Annotated in this window: 12 protein-coding genes, 1 pseudogene and 1 riboswitch; of the genes and pseudogenes, 7 read left to right on the forward strand and 6 right to left on the reverse strand. The window is 46.3% G+C overall.

The window, feature by feature from the left end; translation table 11 throughout:
• Positions 1-55 precede the first annotated feature (55 nt).
• The 3 genes from spoT to gmk all read right to left on the reverse strand — a co-directional run bounded on the left by spoT (position 56) and on the right by gmk (position 3194).
• The gene (gene spoT / locus GVO60_RS16335) at positions 56-2179 is read right to left on the reverse strand and encodes a bifunctional GTP diphosphokinase/guanosine-3',5'-bis pyrophosphate 3'-pyrophosphohydrolase (RefSeq protein WP_159655918.1); all 2124 of its coding nucleotides are present in this window, start codon (positions 2177-2179) and stop codon (positions 56-58) included.
• Between the two features lie 41 nt (positions 2180-2220).
• Positions 2221-2493: a DNA-directed RNA polymerase subunit omega gene (gene rpoZ, locus GVO60_RS16340; RefSeq protein WP_159655920.1), complete on the reverse strand. Its 273-nt coding sequence runs from the start codon at positions 2491-2493 to the stop codon at positions 2221-2223.
• Between the two features lie 77 nt (positions 2494-2570).
• Positions 2571-3194, reverse strand: a complete 624-nt coding sequence (gmk, locus tag GVO60_RS16345; RefSeq protein ID WP_159655922.1) for a guanylate kinase — start codon at positions 3192-3194, stop codon at positions 2571-2573.
• Positions 3195-3490: 296 nt separating this feature from the next.
• Positions 3491-3590, forward strand: a riboswitch (purine riboswitch).
• 64 nt (positions 3591-3654) lie between these two features.
• Between gmk and GVO60_RS16350 the strand changes: the two genes are divergently transcribed.
• Positions 3655-5025 carry an NCS2 family permease gene (locus tag GVO60_RS16350; protein ID WP_159655924.1) on the forward strand — a complete coding sequence of 457 codons (1371 nt, stop codon included), beginning with the start codon at positions 3655-3657 and terminating at the stop codon, positions 5023-5025.
• A gap of 108 nt (positions 5026-5133) precedes the next feature.
• On the forward strand, positions 5134-5559 hold the full coding sequence (locus tag GVO60_RS16355) for a phosphate-starvation-inducible protein PsiE (protein ID WP_159655926.1): 426 nt from the start codon (positions 5134-5136) through the stop codon (positions 5557-5559).
• Positions 5560-5632: 73 nt separating this feature from the next.
• Here GVO60_RS16355 and uxuA read toward each other — a convergent pair whose 3' ends face one another.
• From uxuA to GVO60_RS16370, 3 genes are all read right to left on the reverse strand, one after another.
• Positions 5633-6820 (reverse strand): mannonate dehydratase, encoded by a 1188-nt coding sequence (gene uxuA, locus GVO60_RS16360; RefSeq protein WP_159655928.1) that lies wholly within the window; start codon positions 6818-6820, stop codon positions 5633-5635.
• 126 nt (positions 6821-6946) lie between these two features.
• Positions 6947-7735: an FCD domain-containing protein gene (locus GVO60_RS16365; RefSeq protein ID WP_159655930.1), complete on the reverse strand. Its 789-nt coding sequence runs from the start codon at positions 7733-7735 to the stop codon at positions 6947-6949.
• A gap of 100 nt (positions 7736-7835) precedes the next feature.
• Entirely contained in the window at positions 7836-8819 is a 984-nt protein-coding gene (locus tag GVO60_RS16370) for a TRAP transporter substrate-binding protein (RefSeq protein WP_159655932.1), read from the reverse strand.
• A gap of 316 nt (positions 8820-9135) precedes the next feature.
• Here GVO60_RS16370 and GVO60_RS16375 point away from each other — a divergent pair, with 316 nt between their 5' ends.
• From GVO60_RS16375 to GVO60_RS16395, 5 genes and pseudogenes are all read left to right on the forward strand, one after another.
• On the forward strand, positions 9136-9648 hold the full coding sequence (locus GVO60_RS16375; protein WP_159655934.1) for a TRAP transporter small permease: 513 nt from the start codon (positions 9136-9138) through the stop codon (positions 9646-9648).
• 19 nt (positions 9649-9667) lie between these two features.
• Complete coding sequence (locus tag GVO60_RS16380; protein ID WP_159655936.1) at positions 9668-10969, forward strand: TRAP transporter large permease; 1302 nt, start codon at positions 9668-9670, stop codon at positions 10967-10969.
• 71 nt (positions 10970-11040) lie between these two features.
• Positions 11041-12507 carry a fructuronate reductase gene (locus GVO60_RS16385; RefSeq protein ID WP_159655938.1) on the forward strand — a complete coding sequence of 489 codons (1467 nt, stop codon included), beginning with the start codon at positions 11041-11043 and terminating at the stop codon, positions 12505-12507.
• Positions 12508-12590: 83 nt separating this feature from the next.
• Positions 12591-14023 (forward strand): annotated as a pseudogene (gene uxaC, locus GVO60_RS16390) (glucuronate isomerase).
• Positions 14023-14958 carry a sugar kinase gene (locus tag GVO60_RS16395; protein ID WP_159655940.1) on the forward strand — a complete coding sequence of 312 codons (936 nt, stop codon included), beginning with the start codon at positions 14023-14025 and terminating at the stop codon, positions 14956-14958. Before uxaC ends, GVO60_RS16395 begins: the two are co-directional and overlap by 1 nt.
• The last annotated feature ends 13 nt before the right edge of the window (positions 14959-14971 follow it).

Consider the following 14971-nt stretch of genomic DNA (forward strand, 5'->3'; position numbering starts at 1 on the left):
AAACAAAAACCCTTGAAACGGTTATTTCAAGGGCATTTTCAATCAATTTAGCGGGTTAGTTTTTACGACGACGAACCTTAAGGGTATGAGGCATACTCTTAATTTTGCGCATAATCCCAGCTAAGTGGACACGATCTTTGGTTGTGAGCAGCACAGTCACTGTATATAAGCGACCATCACGCTCTTCGGTCGATAGACCGTGGATGTTAGAACCGGTTCTTGAAACGACATTGGTTAGCTCAGCGAGCGCGCCCTGACGATTCTGAACATCAACGTTAAGTTCGGTAATGAACTCTTGGTCGTAACCTTCTGACCATTCCACTGCCATGTATTTATCCGGCTCTTTTTGGTAGCCACGGACGTTTGGACAAGTTTCACGGTGCACCACCAAACCACGACCCGGAGAAACGTGGGCAATGATGTGATCGTCTGGAATTGGGTGACAACAGTTCGCATAAGTCAGAAGTAGGCCTTCCGCACCACGGATTGGCAGTTTTTTCTTATTTGAATTGTCGCTCTTACTATCGACTTCAGTCAGTTCGTCAGCGTCACCGAGTAGGCGGCGTGCAATGACGATACTCATCAGTTCGCCAAGACCAATATCTGCTAACAGGTCGTCAATAGAAGCAATCTTCAGATCGCCAAGAACATGGTTGATGTTCTCTTCATTGATATCTGAAAGAGACTTCTCACCAAGTGCATGATTGAGCAGACGACGACCCAGCGTGATCGACTCTTCACGGCGCATGGTTTTCAGTACTTGGCGAATCTTAGTGCGAGCACGTGAAGTCACCACGTAGTTTAGCCATGCGGCATTTGGACGAGCGCCTGGCGCGCTGATGATCTCAATGGTTTGACCGTTTTTCAGCGCCTTACTTAGTGGGTAAGGGTTACGATCAACGCGAGCACCAACACAGGTATTGCCGACATCAGTGTGAACAGCGTAAGCAAAATCCACCGCAGTCGCACCGACAGGTAGCTCTACAATTCGGCCTTTTGGTGTGAAGACGTAGATTTCATCTGGGAATAGGTCAGACTTAACGTTCTCGATAAACTCAAATGAGTTACCGGCACTTTGCTGAAGCTCTAGCAGGCTTTGCATCCAGCGCTGAGCTTTCACTTGCGCTGTGGTGCCAGTACGATCGCCATTGCCTTTGTAAGACCAATGCGCCGCGACACCTTTGTCTGCCATTTGATCCATATCTTCGGTACGGATCTGTACTTCAACCGGCACGCCGTGTGGACCAACCATCGAAGTGTGCAGAGACTGGTAGCCGTTAGCTTTTGGTACCGCGATGTAATCTTTCATGCGGCTCGGGCGGGGTTTATACAGGCTATGTACCTGTCCAAGTACGCGATAACAAGTATCGGCATCTTCAACCACGACACGAAACGCGTAGATATCCATGATGGTGTGGAAGCGCTGCTCTTTGGTTTTCATCTTGTTGTAGATGGAGAACAGGTTCTTCTCACGGCCGAATACACGTGCTTTTAAGCCTACCTCTTCAAGGCGGCCTTCGATTTCCGTATGGATGCGTTGAATCATCTCTTTACGGTTACCACGAGCAGCTTTCACTACTTCTTTGAGAACACGGTAGCGGTTTGGATAAAGGGCTTCAAAACCGAGCTCTTCAAGCTCTGTTTTGATGTTATGAATACCGAGGCGGTGGGCCAAAGGTGAATAGATCTCTAACGTTTCACGAGCAATGCGACGCTTTTTATCAGGACGAAGAGCCCCTAGAGTGCGCATGTTGTGAGTACGGTCAGCAAGCTTGATCAGGATAACGCGAATGTCTTGCACCATGGCAAGGACCATTTTGCGGAAGTTTTCAGCCTGAGCTTCTTTGCGATCACGAAATTTAAGCTTATCCAGCTTAGAAACACCATCTACAAGTTCAGCAACGGTATTGCCAAATTGACCTTCGAGTTCTTCTTTGGTGACTTCAGTATCTTCAATGACGTCGTGAAGAAGCGCTGCTTGAAGTGTCTCAATATCTAGGCGCATTTCTGCCAAGATACGAGCAACAGCTACAGGGTGGATGATGTAAGGTTCACCGCTAGAGCGGGTTTGCCCTTCATGGGCGTCTTTCGCTACCACATAAGATTGACGCAGAGCCTCAATTTGAGGCTCTGTTAGGTATTCTTGGGCAACGTCTTTGAGGCTATCGAATAGATACAAACTTTAGGCCCGAAAAGATAGTTGTAGTGAAGAGAGTCAGATTAACGACTGTGAGCAATGCTGCTTACTGCTGCTAATTCTGCTGCTTCTTGCTCTTGTTGTTCCTGACGCTCGCGAGCATCTAGGATCTCTTTAGTGATTAGGCTCTCTTCGATTTCGCGTAGAGCGATAACCGTTGGCTTATCGTTCTCTTCTGGCACTAGTGAATCTTTACCGCCAGTTTGCATTTGACGAGCGCGGCGAGCCGCAATTAGAACTAGGTCGAAACGGTTGCCAACTTTTTCAACAGCGTCTTGAACAGTTACGCGTGCCATGAGGACTCCAAATTAGTTAACTAAAAATTTTGTATGACGAGAAATTATACAGCCTGAGTGTTCCCAGTGTCTAGGACTTACTCTGCTAACAGCGCATCAAGCATGCCTTTATATTTAGCAGCTTGCTTGTCTTGCTTCAATCTTTCTGCGCGAATGATCGCTTTAAAGTCCATTAGTGCATTATCAAAATCATCATTTACGATGACATAATCGTATTCAGCGTAATGCGAAATCTCTGATTTTGCTTCAGCCATGCGTTTAGCGATAACGGCTTCACTATCTTGACCGCGTGCGTTTAGGCGACGTTCTAGTTCACCATTTGACGGCGGTAGGATAAAGAGACTTTTCGCTTGCGGCATTTGCTCACGGATTTGGCGAGCACCCTGCCAGTCGATATCTAAAAATACATCAATGCCTTTTTCTAGGTTTTCTTCAATCCAAATGCGTGAGGTGCCGTAGTAGTTACCAAACACTTCAGCGTACTCAAGGAAAGCGCCTTGTTCGATTAGCTCTTCAAAGTGCTCTTTTTGTACGAAGTGGTAATGAACACCGTCTTGCTCACCAGGGCGCATGCCACGAGTGGTGTGCGACACTGACACTTTCATCGCGTAAGTAGGGTTGGTTTCCAGCATGGCTGAAATCAAGCTCGATTTACCCGCGCCGCTTGGTGCAGATACGATATAAAGAGTGCCTTTGCCCATAGGTACAATTCCACGTTTGATTTGATGTCGCCGACAAGAAGTTATCGACATATTTTAAAGATAGCACTGACCATGCTGAATCACCGAATTGGCGAAAATTAGGTCAGAAAAATGGACGCGAAGAGTAGCACAAATCGGCATTTCAGAACAACTACAACAAGGGTTAGTGTGACAATGGCGTTTGAAACCAGCTATAAGCATTAATAGATGTGATTTATTGATTAAGGGCAAACGTTTGCTTTATTTTCTGTTTTACGCCAGAAAAGCATTGAGTTTTAGTTTGGGATTCGTACAATGCCGCGCAAACGATTAAATGCTGTATATTTCTAGTGAATTGGACTGGATGTTTCTACCACTAAGCCTATCTTAGTGACTACAGCCTTGTTAGTAGTTAGCGCGAGTTTCTTTCTCTATCAGCATTTGATTCCGTTCCTGTTTCTTCAATAGTTAAGGTTTCATTGTGAGTCTCGATACTGCTGTAAAAGCCCAGAATAATCCTGGCATTCTAGAGTCCATTTTTAAAATTTCTGAGCGAAAAACCACCATAGGCACCGAGCTGTATGCGGGTTTCATTACCTTCTTAGCGATGAGCTACATTCTAGCGGTTAACCCAGCCATCTTGGGTGGTATTCCTGGTATGGATAAGGGCGCTGTCTTTACTGCAACAGCATTGGCAGCCGCAGCAGCCACCTTGATTATGGGTATTTGGGGTAATTATCCGGTCATGTTAGCCCCAGGCATGAGCATGAACGGCTTCTTCAAAGGTATGTTACTGAGTGGTTCGGTAGCGTTGGTTTGGCATGAAGCATTGTTTGGTATTTTCTTATCTGGTGTGCTTTACCTGATTTTATCGATGACCAATATTCGTAAGTCGATGATCGAATCGATTCCTGAAGATTTAAAGCTCGCAATTACCGTCTCTTTGGGTTTATTTATCGCGTTCTTGGGTTTAAAGAACGCGGGTATTATTGTTTCTAACCCGATCATTTTGGTTAGCATGGGAGATATCTCAGACCCGAAAGTGATCATCGCTTACATCAGTATTTTTATCGCACTTGGTTGTATGATTCGCGATATTAAGCTAGCGACCTTTATTTCGTTTGTGTCGGCGATCGCTTTAACCGTTCTTGCAGACGCAGTTATGGGGACCAACAACGCACCAATTCCAGATCAAATCATTTCAGCACCGCCTAGCATAGAAGGCAGTTTTGGGGCGGTATTTAACTTCTCTGGACTGACGGCAGAGAAGATGTTTGACCTACTGTTTATCGTCATTATCTTCCTGATTGTTGATTTCTTTGATGGCTTGAGCACCATTATCGGGGTAGGTCGTGATGCGGGCATTATTGATAAAGATGGCAAAGTGCCTAATGCTCGTTCTGCGTTGGTCGCGGATGCGGGTGGTACAGTGATCGGTTCAGTCTTGGGTACGACTTCGATCACCGCTTTCTCTGAGTCCGGTATTGCTTCTTCTCAAGGAGCGAAGACGGGTCTAGCGGCCGTTGTCGTTGCTGGCTTGTTCTTAGTTTCTCTGTTTTTGTATCCGCTGTTTTCTATCTTCTCAGCAGCAATGGTTGCTCCTGCGATGGTTGTCGTGGGTATCTACATGATTGGGCGGTTAGGTCAGATTCAGTGGGAGCAAAAAGAGTCTCGTATCGCCGCTTTCTTTACCATAATGTTCACGGTATTGAGCTTCTCACCGGCGAACGGTATGGCGATGGGTTTCATTAGCTATGCTTTCTCTATGGTCGTTGCGGGCAAGGGTAAGGAAGTTCACCCGGTTATCTACGTGCTGTGTGGATTGTTCATGAGCTACCTGATTTTGCTCTAATTGATACTCGACTAATTTCTAATGGCTCTACAAAGGTAGGGCCATTTTTTATTGTAAAAGCCGTGCTAGAATCGAATTTCATCATTTTACTGTTTGTGAAACTAGGATATGCCGTCTCATTTACCTAAAGGCTTTAGTCGCCCTTTTCTTAAAATCTTCCATATCTTAGAAGCTGTGCTCTTGGTTGCGATTACGCTCGCTACCTTATTTGCCATGGTGGAAGAGTTCGTCTATGTGTTTGTCGAAAAACGTGTTCAACTGACTGATATTCTATTGATGTTTATCTATCTTGAAGTGTTGGCGATGGTTCAGCAGTTTGTGGTGAACGGTAAAATCCCGGTTCGCTACCCGATCTATATCGCGATGATGGCAATCGCGCGCTATATCACTTTGGGGATGAAAGAGTTGGATGCGACCTTAGTGGTATGGTTATCCGTTGCCGCCTTTATTCTCGCTGCCGCCACGTTAGTGATCCGAGTTGGGCACCATTATTGGCCATATATCGATGGTAAAACCACGGAGAAAGATGAATAGCCTTTATTTTGTCAGAAACCAGCAACGAAAAAGCCCCGCAGTGCGGGGTTTTTGCATAACTAGCTCGGGTTACTTACTTAGTGAAGAATGCGCGTTTTAGTGCAAGCTCAAGACCACGAACTTCAGCCAGACCTTTCAAGCGACCAATCGCTGAGTAACCTGGGTTGGTTTTCTTCTTCAGGTCATCCAGCATTTGATGACCGTGGTCAGGACGCATTGGGATCTTACGTAGATCACCACTCTCTTCACGGCGCTGTTCTTCTTCAAGAATCGCCATTACTACGCCATACATATCCACATCACCTTCTAGGTGCGCAGCTTCGTGGAAAGTCATTGGGTTATGCTCTTCACGTTTTGTTGAACGTAAGTGAGTGAAGTAAACGCGATCGCCATGCTTTTTGATCATGTTCACTAGGTCGTTGTCGCCGCGCACACCGTAAGAACCCGTACACATGGTGATACCGTTGTTCTGGCTTGGCACTTGTTCTGTCAACCAATCGATATCTTCGATGGTTGAAACGATACGTGGCAGACCTAGAATAGGGCGCGGTGGATCGTCCGGGTGAACAGCCATCTTAATGTTTTCTTCGTCACACACAGGCATAAGCTCAGCTAGGAAGTGACGCATATGCTCTCGCAGTTTATCTTTGTTGATGCCTGCGTAACGGTCAAGTTGCGCTTGGAATGCTTCTAGTGTGTAGCCTTCTTCTGCACCAGGTAGACCTGCAATGATGTTGGCTGTCAGCTGTTTAACTTGCTCTTCAGACATGTTGTTGAAGTATTCAAGTGCCTGCGCTTGTTCCGCTTCTGTATAATCAGCATTTGCACCAGGACGTTTCAAAATGTGAAGTTCAAAAGCAGCAAACGCGATCTGGTCAAAACGTAGCGCTTTCGAGCCATCAGCCATTTCGTATTCAAGATCAGTACGAGTCCAATCTAGAATTGGCATAAAGTTGTAGCAAACTGTGTCGATGCCACATTGCGCTAGGTTACGCAGAGTTTGCTTGTAGTTTTCAATCCATTGTTGGTAGTTGCCAGTTTGAGTTTTGATCTCTTCGTGTACTGGCACGCTTTCAACTACAGACCAAGTAAGACCTTTCGCTTCGATGATCGCTTTGCGAGCTAGGATTTCTTCTTTAGTCCATACTTCACCATTTGGGATATGGTGCAGTGCGTTCACGATACCAGTTGCGCCAGCTTGGCGGATATCGTCTAGAGATACAGGGTCATTAGGACCGTACCAACGCCACGTTTGTTCCATGACAAATTACCTTTCAATGGGCAGACTTGACCCGCTCAGCTCAGTGAGTGGCTAAGTTGCGAATAATAAATATAACGACTTTGTAGGTATTATTAGGTTGCTAGCAAAGCTACCTATAGGGGCGGATTATTGTCCGCCGCCTAGTAAGACGACTGGGTTGGAGCTAAATAAATAGCCATCAAAGTCCGGGTCGTCTATATCGGATAGTTCGAGAAGTCGTTGTTTTACGTTTTCAAGGTGCTGCCACATGGCGTTTTTAGCGGCGATCGGATCTTTACGCTGCATCGCAGCCAAGATTTTTGCATGATCTTCCATCCACTCTTGGCGGTAGTCATGACCGCTAATGCGTGAGTGTAGCTTCTGCCACATTGGGCTTTGCTCACGACGTTCCCATGATTGTTTGAGCATATCGACCAACACAGAGTTGTGTGTCGCTTCAGCAATGCTCATATGGAATCGTTCGTCTCCCACGCATTGTTCGCTTTGTGCTGCTAACTCTTGGCGCTCCAATTTGAGCGCTGAGCGCATTTTGGCGATGTCGCCAGGCGTAACTTGGATTGCAGCAAACTCTGCAATGTTGCTTTCCAGCAACTGTCGCGCCTGTAACATTTCGAAAGGTCCCGCATCATCACTGATGATGCGTTCGCGATGAGGTGATTGGTCAGGAATATTCGTGACGTACACACCAGAGCCTTTTTTTACTTCGACAAGGTTTTCTAGCTCAAGCATGATGATTGCTTCACGTACAACTGTACGGCTGACATCAAGTCGTTCAGCAATATCGCGCTCAGGCGGTAGACGATCACCAACTGTATAGTGACCTTCAATTAACTCTTTTCGTAAAACCAAACCCAACTCTTGGTAAGGACGCTTGGGTTCAAAAGGCATCATGATGATGTTATCGCTTATTTCCATTACTACTCACGCCATCATAACCAATCAAAGTAATTGGTCAACCTATCTCAATAGTTATGTGGCAATACCTATACTTCTCTAACAAAATTACTTTAGTTAATTACTTAACTGCTTGAATACGCTCGATCAGTGCAGACAACTCTGGGTTGTTTTTCTTCACGTCGTCGTACATTGGTTGTACCGCTTGCACAAATGATGCTTTGTCTACATTGACAAACGTTACGCCCATATCTTCTGCTTTTTTACGCTCTTCAGCTTCTGATTCAGCCCACAATTTTTTCATCAATTGCATAGAGTTAAGTGCTGCAGTCTTCACAGCTTGTTGGTGCTCTGCTGATAGACCATCAAACGCATCTGTAGAGATCACTAGTACGTCAGGAACCATAGTGTGCTCATCTAGCGAGAAGTATTTTGATACTTCGCTGTGGCGGCTCATGCCGTATGACGGAATGTTGTTTTCTGCTGCATCTACAACGCCTTGCTGTAGAGCTGTGTATAGCTCACCGTATGCTAGTGGTGTTGGGCTGCCACCTAGTGCTTCAACCATCGCGATCGCAGATGGACTTGGCTGTACGCGTACTTTCAGACCTTTTAGATCTTCAGGTGAGTTAATTGGTTTGTTGGTGTAGAAGCTGCGTGCGCCTGCATCGTAGTAAGTCAGACCGATAAAGCCGCTTTCACGAGATGACGCTAGGATCTCCTCACCGATTTGACCTTCTTGAGTTGCGTAAAAGTGTGCTTGGTCACGGAATAGGTAAGGCATGTTGAATGCAGAGTAAGCAGGTGCGAACGCTTCTAGTTCTGCTGCGTTGGTTTTAACCATGTGCAGCGCACCGTTTTGCATAAGTTCCATCGATTCACGCTGAGAACCCAGCTGTGCATCAGGGTAAATACGAATACGTACTTCGCCGTCAGTGGTTTTACGCACTTCTTTTGCCATAGCATCCATTGCTTTATGCACGGCGTGGTCACGAGTGTGGTTGTGGCTCAGTTTTAGAGTAGTAGCAGCAAACGCTTGTGCACTTACACCGAATGTTAGCGCCGCACCAATCACAGCTGTTAGGACACTTTTACGTGTTTTCATTATGGTTTCTCCGTGAGATGGAATCCGTAAATTTTTTGTAGGGGGTTACAGGTTTCGGAGCCAATCTTGCGACCAATTCCTACTACCGTCAAAACAAAAAACACAATTGGTTGAGCAATATCACAGATAAAACCCTTTAATTGGTCGACCAATTCAAATGTGAAGATGGTCACAGTCAGTAAAGTGATACTGCCTATAATGCCCGCAGAAAAAGAAATGTTATTGGTCAGATAATATGAGCTTGAGTTTATATTGGTTAACCAGTGGCGAGACGCGGTTCGTTATATGAGATAGCGACGTTGTTAAGGAAACAATAATGAAAAAATTGGTTGAGTACATCAATAAAGGCTTGGCGACATTTACCGTCTCGCTCTCTTCTTTCCTAGTGCTTTGTGTAGTTTGGCAAGTCCTATCACGCTACATCATTGGTAAACCAAGTACCGTTACTGACGAGCTTGCACGTTACTTGTTTATGTGGGTGGCGCTTATTGGTGCGGCATACACAACGGGTCTTAAACGCCACCTTGCTATCGATCTGATGACGATGAAGCTTAAAGGTAAGCGCAAAATCATCAACGAAATAGTTATTCAAATTGCTATCGCGGTATTCGCATCGGTTGTATTGGTTTACGGCGGTTCAAACCTAGCAATGAAAACGCTGGCAACAGGTCAATTGACGCCTGCTCTAGGCTGGGAAATGGGTTACATCTATTTCTGTTTACCAATTAGTGGTGCGTTGATGATTTTCTACTCTGTAGTTTATGGCGTTGAAAAGATTCAACAATTAATTTCTGGCGACGTGGCTACTAGCGACGTACAACAAAACTAATTTCTAGAGGAATTCCACAATGGAATGGCAATTAATTCTTACCCTATTTGGTACTTTTGCAGTCTTGCTGACGCTTGGTATTCCAGTTTCATTTGCGATCGGTCTTTCGTCGCTGGCAACCATTATGATGAGCCTACCGCTAGAGCCTGCAATCGCCGTCGTGGCGCAGCGTATGGCGGCTGGTTTGGATAACTTTGCTCTGTTAGCTATCCCGTTCTTTATTCTCGCGGGTAATGTTATGAACCAAGGCGGTATCGCACTACGTCTGATTAACTTTGCTAAAGTTCTAGGTGGTCGCTTGCCAGGTTCGCTTGCTCACGTAAACGTACTAGCAAACATGATGTTTGGTTCTATCTCTGGTTCTGCAGTAGCTTCTGCGGCGGCAGTAGGTGGCACTATGTCACCACTACAAAAGAAAGATGGTTACGATGAAGCGTACAGCGCAGCAGTAAACATCACTTCTTGTCCTACGGGTCTTTTGATTCCGCCGAGCAACACCCTAATTGTTTTCTCTCTTGTATCTGGCGGTACTTCAATCGCAGCACTATTCCTAGCGGGCTACCTACCAGGTATCTTGATGGGCTTAAGCTTGATGATTGTAGCAGGTGTGATTGCTAAGCGTCGCGGCTACCCAGTGGCACCACGTCCAACACTTGCAGCGGTATGGGATACCTTTATTAAAGCCGCGCCTTCACTACTTCTTATCGTCGTTATTATGGGCGGTATCATCGGTGGTATCTTCACTGCAACAGAAGCTTCAGCTATCGCGGTGGTATACACGCTAGTACTGGCAGTGGGTGTTTACCGTGAAGTAAAAGTGAGCCAACTACCAAAGATTGTGCTTGAGTCAGCAGTAACCACTTCTATCGTGTTGCTTCTCGTTGGTGCTTCGATGGGTATGTCATGGGCAATGGCGAACGCGGATATCCCATACATGATTGCAGATGCGCTACTAGCGGTTTCTGAAAATCCACTGATTATCCTACTGATCATCAACATCATTCTTCTGATTGTTGGTATCTTCATGGATATGACGCCAGCGGTTCTGATCTTTACACCAATCTTCCTTCCTATCGTGTTGGACCTAGGTGTTGACCCAGTACACTTCGGCATCATGATGACGTTTAACCTTGCAATCGGTCTATGTACGCCACCAGTAGGTAGTGCGCTTTTCGTAGGTTGTTCTGTTGCCAATATCAGTATTGATAAAGTCATTAAACCTTTGTTGCCTTTCTATGCAGCACTGTTCCTAGCACTACTAGCAGTAACGTTCATTCCACAAATCAGTCTACTGCTACCACAACTGTTCCTAGGTTACTAATCTCCCAAATTTCGGATTTGCCTCCCAACAAAATACCTTACCGCTACGGCGGTAAGGCTTAGGAAAAAACAATGAAAACAATCGCAAATACCACTTTGAATGCTCAAGTTGTTCGACCAAATTACGATCGCTCTGCTCTGAAAAGCCGTATTGTTCACCTAGGTTTTGGTGCTTTCCACCGTGCACACCAAGCGCTATTCACTAACGAAATGTTAGAAAAAACCGGCAGTGATTGGGGCATCTGTGAAGTTAACTTGTTCGGTGGCGAAGATCTGATTAAGCAACTTCGCGCACAAGATCACCTCTATACAGTGGCAGAAAAAGGCGCTCAGGCGACGGAAGTAAAACTGATTGGTTCGGTAACGGAATCACTTCACCCAACATTAGATGGCAAAGCCGCTGTACTTGCGAAAATGACTGAAGAGCAAGTTGCGATTGTTTCTATGACTATCACAGAGAAGGGTTACTGCGCGGATCCAGCAACGGGTCGCCTAGACAAAAACAACTCGCTGATTGTTAGCGATCTGGCTAACCCACAAGACCCAAGCTCTGCGATTGGTTATATCGTTGAAGCACTGCGTCAACGCCGTGAACAAGGCATTGCACCCTTTACCGTGATGTCTTGCGACAATGTGCAAGAGAATGGTCATGTTGCTCGTGCAGCAGTACTGGATTTCGCTAACTTGGTGGATGCAGAGCTGGCGGCATGGATTGAAGCAAATGTGACCTTCCCATGCACCATGGTTGACCGCATCGTACCAGCGGCAACAGAAGAAACACTAAACGAAATTGCAGAGCTTGTTGGTGTCGCTGACTATTGTGGCATCGCTTGTGAGCCATTCCGTCAATGGGTTATCGAAGATAACTTCGTTGCAGGTCGCCCTGACTGGAACGTAGCTGGCGCTGAGTTTGTTGCTGACGTAGTACCATTTGAAGAAATGAAACTGCGCATGCTAAACGGCAGCCACTCTTTCCTAGCTTACCTAGGTTTCCTAGGCGGCTACGCACACATTTCAGATACCATGACGAATGAAGATTACCGCCAAGCAGCATTCGACATGATGATGAAAGCGCAAGCTCCAACGCTAAATATGCCACAAGGCACGGATCTAGAAGCGTACGCGAAGCTACTGATTGAGCGCTTTACCAACCCAAGTCTGAAGCACCAAACATGGCAAATCGCGATGGATGGCAGCCAGAAGATCCCACAACGCATGGGCGGCTCACTGCGTCATCACTTAGCACAAGGCAGCGACTTCAAATGGCTAGCAATGGGTATTGCTGGTTGGATGCGTTATGTCTCTGCCCAAACTGAACAGGGCGAAGCGATTGATGTGCGCGACCCAATGGTTGAGCAGTTCCAAGCGATTTACGCAGAGCACGGCTTGAACGTGAGTGTAGTGAAAGCACTGTTATCGATTGAAGCTATCTTTGGTACTGATTTAATCCAAAACGATACCTTCGTAACCGCAGTGACTGACGCATACCAGCGTCTACTTAATGACGGTGCTCGTGGTGTAGTAGCCTCACTTATCTAATTAAATATGCCCTCCTCAGTGAGGGCATTTCTGTTCCTACCAGATATTCGGCGTGGGTAATGCCGGCGCCAATGGAGTTAACGATGAAAAACTTTTTGTGTGAAGACTTCTTACTAGCAAATGATACCGCTCGAGAGCTATACCATGACTACGCGAAAGCAATGCCAATCTACGACTACCACTGTCACCTAAATCCTAAAGAAGTGGCTGAAAATCGTCAGTTCGATAATTTGGGTCAGATTTGGCTAGAAGGCGATCACTACAAATGGCGTGGTATGCGCTCAGCAGGTATTCCTGAGTCATTGATCACTGGCAAAGAAACCTCAGACTACGAGAAGTATCAAGCGTGGTCGAGAACGGTTCCACAAACTTTGGGCAACCCACTGTACCACTGGACTCACCTAGAACTGCGTCGTCCATTTGGCGTAACGGGCAAGCTATTTGGTCCTGAAACTGCCGATGAAATTTGGCACGAGTGTAACGAGCTATTGGCAACGCCAGAGTTTTCAGCGCGTGGCATCATGAAGCAAATGAATGTGGTGATGGCGGGTACAACTGACGACCCAATTCATACACTTGAGTACCATAAAGCGATTACTGAAGATGAAAGCTTTGATGTTGAAGTCGCACCAAGCTGGCGTCCTGATCGTGCGTTCAAAATTGAGCTTGAAGGCTTTGCTGAATACATGACATTACTTGGTGAAGCCGCGGATGTGGAAATCACCCGTTTTGCTGATCTGCTTACTGCGTTAGAGCGTCGTCTTGAGCACTTTAGTGCGCACGGTTGTCGCACGGTTGTCGCGCGGCTGACCACGGTATCGAAATCGTGCGCTATGCAGCAGTACCAGCCGAAAGCACGCTAGACAGCATTCTTGCACGTCGAATGTCAGGTGAAACACTGTCTGAACTAGAGATTGATCAGTTTTGTACCGCAGTACAAGTTTGGATGGGTAAGCAATACGCAAAACGTGGTTGGGTGATGCAATTGCACATTGGCGCGCAGCGTAACAACAACACCCGTATGTTCCGCCAGCTAGGCGTGGATTGCGGTTTTGACTCGATTGGTGACCGTCCATTCGCGCTACAACTGGCTTGCTTAATGGATGCCATGGATGTGACCAACGAGCTGCCAAAAACCATTCTGTACTGCCTAAACCCACGTGATAACGAAATGATGGCAACCATGATTGGTAATTTCCAAGGTGGTGGTATCGCAGGCAAGATCCAATTTGGCTCTGGCTGGTGGTTCAATGACCAAAAAGACGGCATGGAACGTCAAATGCAGCAACTTTCTCAACTGGGTTTACTCAGCCAGTTTGTTGGTATGCTAACCGATTCTCGTAGCTTCCTTTCATACACTCGTCACGAGTACTTCCGTCGTATTCTATGTAACATGATCGGAATGTGGGTAGAGAATGGTGAAGTGCCACGTGATATGCCGATGCTAGGTAAGATGGTACAGGATATCTGTTACTACAATGCGAAAACCTACTTCACTCTACCTGGAGAACGATAATGAAACGTATCGCATTACTAGGTGAATGTATGATTGAGTTAAATGGTGCCCCTTTTGGTGCCATGACTCAAGCTTATGGCGGTGATTCACTTAATACTGCTGTTTACCTTGCTCGTTGTGGTGGTGAGCAAGTGAGTGTGGAGTATGTTTCTGCGCTTGGTAACGATGCAATTAGTGATGGCATGATCGCTCGTTGGCAAGCTGAAGGTGTGAATACTGATTTAGTTTTACGTGATAACACGCGCCAACCAGGCTTATATTTGATTCAGTTAGATGAGCAGGGTGAACGCACCTTTCTTTACTGGCGCAATCAGTCTGCAGCGCGCTACATGATGCAGCATGCTGATTTTACCAAGGTTGAAGCGGCGCTTGCAGAGGTGGATATGGTTTACCTAAGTGGTATTAGCCTCGCGATTCTTCCTCAACAAGATCGTACACGTTTAGTTGAGCTGTTAACAAAGCTCCGTCAACAAGGTGTTGAAATCGCTTTTGATTCAAATTACCGCCCAGCGTTGTGGCAGGATGCGAATGAAGCGCGTGAGTGTTACCGCCAAATCTTAGCGCTCACTGATCTTGCTCTAGTAACGAATGACGACGAGCAGAATCTATGGGGTGACAGTGATGAGGAACAAACGCTGGCCCGCTTGCAAGCGGCTGGTGTAAAGAAAGCCGTGGTGAAGATGGGTGCAAAAGGTAACCATTATAACGATTTTGTCGCGGGTACGTGCCAAACAATCGCAACCACACCAGTTGAAACCGTGGTTGATACCACCTCAGCGGGCGATTCATTTAATGCTGGTTTCTTAGCTGGTTACCTTCAAGGTAAAGACGCAGAGCAGTGCTCACGTCAAGGTCATCAGCTTGCGGGAATTGTCATTCAGCACAAAGGTGCAATTATCCCGAAACAAGCCACTGATGCGATTCAATTCGCGTAACTAACACAAGTAA

Source organism: Vibrio atypicus (assembly GCF_009811315.1).
Classification (GTDB): Bacteria; Pseudomonadota; Gammaproteobacteria; order Enterobacterales; family Vibrionaceae; genus Vibrio; species Vibrio atypicus.